Source organism: Lactiplantibacillus sp. ME-2 (genome assembly GCF_022549155.1).
Lineage (GTDB): Bacteria > Bacillota > Bacilli > Lactobacillales > Lactobacillaceae > Lactiplantibacillus > Lactiplantibacillus plantarum.
In genome coordinates this window covers 1-3,530 of the sequence record NZ_JAKZEQ010000084.1, presented here as the reverse complement: position 1 = coordinate 3,530, position 3,530 = coordinate 1, and the positions used below count along the sequence as shown (strand labels likewise).

At 37.5% G+C, this 3,530-nt stretch carries 4 protein-coding genes and 1 pseudogene; all 5 read right to left on the bottom strand.

Annotation, left to right across the window (positions count from 1 at the left end; genetic code table 11):
* Window positions 1-540: 540 nt before the first annotated feature.
* Window positions 541-678 carry a hypothetical protein gene (locus MMY95_RS15225; protein WP_015639780.1) on the bottom strand — a complete coding sequence of 46 codons (138 nt, stop codon included), beginning with the start codon at window positions 676-678 and terminating at the stop codon, window positions 541-543.
* A 104-nt stretch (window positions 679-782) separates the two neighbouring features.
* Entirely contained in the window at window positions 783-1,016 is a 234-nt protein-coding gene (locus MMY95_RS15220; protein WP_015639781.1) for a hypothetical protein, read from the bottom strand.
* Window positions 1,009-1,797, bottom strand: a complete 789-nt coding sequence (locus MMY95_RS15215; RefSeq protein WP_003645724.1) for an AAA family ATPase — start codon at window positions 1,795-1,797, stop codon at window positions 1,009-1,011. The genes MMY95_RS15220 and MMY95_RS15215 overlap by 8 nt, the downstream gene beginning before the upstream one ends.
* A 1,419-nt stretch (window positions 1,798-3,216) precedes the next feature.
* Window positions 3,217-3,438 carry a hypothetical protein gene (locus tag MMY95_RS15210; protein ID WP_241277794.1) on the bottom strand — a complete coding sequence of 74 codons (222 nt, stop codon included), beginning with the start codon at window positions 3,436-3,438 and terminating at the stop codon, window positions 3,217-3,219.
* Between the two features lie 2 nt (window positions 3,439-3,440).
* A pseudogene (locus tag MMY95_RS15205) lies at window positions 3,441-3,530 on the bottom strand (IS30 family transposase); the annotation flags it as partial.

The window sequence follows — 3,530 nt, the reverse complement described above, 5'->3', positions numbered from 1 at the left end:
GCAATGTTGGTAGTAGCTACCGTTTCTACAACGGTAAATATTATCAGTGCAGTAGTCGCCATTATGGCACTAGTAAAAAAAGATTAACACAAAACCAGCTCTCCAAACTGACCAAGGTTTAGATGAGAGCTGGTTAATAGTTAATCAGTTGTTGTCGTAAGACCACCGTTCTTTAGACGGTAGGTACTTGTTAAGGGTTCAGTGTATCCAGCACTGGGCCTTTTTCTTATTGTTAATGTTATAACTATAACATTGAATTGTCAATTAATAATGTTGTTTAACAAGGTTGCTTTAAAATAGCAGGCTAACAGACCACATAGCTACCCATGCAATCAAACTAACTGCACCAACAAAGCCCCAATTCATAAAGATGATGATTACAAATAACCAAAAAGCCAGCTTACGCAACCCTTTAAGGTCCTCATACGAAAAGGCTGACTGACCAGCGTTTTTACGGGCGTTCGACCTATCTGCGTGTTGCTCATGATGATACCACCGACTTAAACCGGCTAATTTAACTAAATTTCTGAAGACTTAACATTATCTCTTTTCTTTATCGGCATCATTAGGGACCATTGCACTGGCAATATTATCTAGCCATTCCTCATCAGAAGGCTCCTTATCAGTATCATAAAGTCCTTGGATGAAGTCTTCAAACTTTTTATCTTCTTCATTCATGCGTTAACCTCCTTGTTTATCTCTACAATGATAGTATAACGATCCCACCTAAAACTAATCATTTACTAGTTTTTTAAAATAAATAATAAATTATTAATTTTAAATTATTTATTATTCTCATTGAACTCGTCTGAATTGATAGCATATTTCAGCATAGAGTCAATGACATCAACGATTTTAGCGTCCTTATGATAGGCTATATCTTTAACCATCTTATACGTGCTCTCACGAACTTGTACTGGTCTAGTGACCTCTTTCTTCTGTTTAAACGGGCTTTCATTGTCTCCTAGTTGTTGGTTAGCTTGTTGTGCTAGCTTATTTAAAAAGTCGTCAGCCATTGTTTATCTCCTCAATTCTGTGTAATTCCTCTTTTAATACCATCGTATACATGCTGATGGCCTTCTTATCCCAATAGTCTTCATCTTTAATACCAGCATTTGAGAACAACTTTACACGTTCCTGTTGCCAAATTCGATTTATGAATACTGCATCACCAAACGACTCAGTGGCTGCCTTAGTGATTTCACGGTCAACTTTAGCATCCCGTTTAACTAGGTACAGTATGACACCTGACACGTCAAAAGTTGCATGATAGTCGTTTTTTAGCTGATACATATACTGTGCTGTTTTTAGGACGGACGTATAAGCCTGTTTCTGTGTCTGCAAAACTAACGATACATAGTCACTAGCTAAAATAGCGTTGTTAGTAAAAATGGAAAGTGTCGGTGGAACATCAATAATAATGTACTCAAATTGTGATTTAAACTGTTCAATCAAAGTTTTGAGAATTAGCATGCGGTCATGGTTCTTAATCTTTTCAACTTTACCCGGCCATAAGCTAAGCGACCAATCAGCTGGAATCATTGAAACATTGTCAGTTAGTTCAATGATTGAATGAGTTAGGTCTAGCTTTAACAGTCCATTAAATAGATCAACATTTGGCTCAGTTTTGACATCATAGGTCGTTCTCATAATCTCAGTGGCATTAGCTTGCGGATCTAAATCAATTAAAAGTACCTTGTGACCTAGCTCGCCTAGCAGATAAGTGTCCATAACACTAAGGGTGGTCTTACCAACGCCACCCTTGAAATTGAAGTGTAGCAAGGTTTTACAAGTCATTCTATCGCCTCCATTGAGAACAGTATAGCACAAATAATTAGTAATTAAAAATAAGTAATTTAAAATAAGTAATTTATTATTTATAATTTTTCTTTGGATTTGACGCATAGCTATTGATGCGTTACAATAGCCTTGTATTAAAAAAGGCCTAGCAATTAAGCCAGACCTAAAATAACTGAATATACAAAAGAAGCCCCGCGACCTCTTAATTTCGCGGGAACAACAAATAACCATGTATTAATTGTAAGGTCTAGGCTCTCAAATTGCAAGTCTGACATTCAATTGCTTCTCGCGGACCATTCTAGGGGACAAGCTAGAGTATAAATATTAAGGGGACACGTTTACCGGTGCGACTTCAATAACAACCGGTTATATCACATAAGGCCTTAGACAATCAGGCTGGTGATGAATGGTGAGGGCGACCATTAACGGCCCGGGTGGTAAAACGATGCTTAGGCATGGTGACCACTAGTAGCTGGTAACCGAACAAAACTAAATACGTGCTATCAGCGTCCATTAGGGCGTTTTTTAATGGGTTTAACCGAGAATGTAGGTTGATACTAGTGGTTGGTAGCAATACCGCAACTGATTGTCCAAGCGATGCCCGAACGACCGAGCGTTACAACAGGTGAGTTGCACTCTAGCTAGATAGTCATTTTAATTTTGATCGTCTGACTAGGGTACAACTCTGCACTCAACCACTTCACTCCCTCGCATTACAGCAGGGGTAAACCAATAAGTCAACTAAATTGACTAAATAAATAATAATCACAAGCCAGCTAACTAGGACAGTTTAAGCTAATTTCACAAAGTCTAAATGTGATTAAAATAGGCTTTGGATAATCTAGCTTAAACCAGCCTAATTTCACAAACTCAGCTAAACTGGCTAAATCAAACAGTGAGTTGTCTATAAACACTGCTACAATAGGCCTAACTAGACTTCACAAAGTTTAGCTTTGAATACTGGACATTATGTTAACTAGCTTAAAATAGTGTTATAATTAAGCTTGTGCTGTTGACATGACACATTACTCTTATTTACTTAATTGCACAATAAAAAGGCCTACCCTTAATTGGATAGACCTTTTTATTTTATTGATTTTAATGTTATTATAATAATCTGTGTGCCATTTATAGGGAAAATGACTATCTTTTTAGGGTAGTCACTTTTTTATTGCAATTTAATGATAATGAGTTAAGATTAAGTTGTCCCTATTAGTCGGGACTCATGGTATTTAGCTTCATAATGTGACAACTTCTTAGTGAGCACTTACCCGGGTGCCCACTTTTTAGTGGTTGCAGCTAGCTTTAATAATGCTATACTATGCTTGTGCTATATGACATGACGTTGCACACTACTTTCATTTACTTAACTGCACAATAAAAAGGCCTACCCAATTGAGGATAGACCTTTTTACTTTATTCAGCTTTGTCATCTACTTTAATCTCAGCACTAGTTGAGGTCACATTAGAAACGTTCGCACTAGTTGGTGCTTTATCAGCTTGGCTAGCGGAGTCCACCTCGTTTGTAACATGTTCTAAGGTGCCTGTCGTGTCCTGTGAGACGGTTACAGTTTGTACGTCTGTAATTACACCTAGCATACCTAAAATGGTCAGAACCGTGTTAAGGGTAGATTGCAAATTTAATCCGAATTTTTGGACAAATTTGTCAGCATAGCCTGATACGGTGTTTGCCAGTCGAGTATTTTAAGCGGTCGCTGGTTAATTTGGAG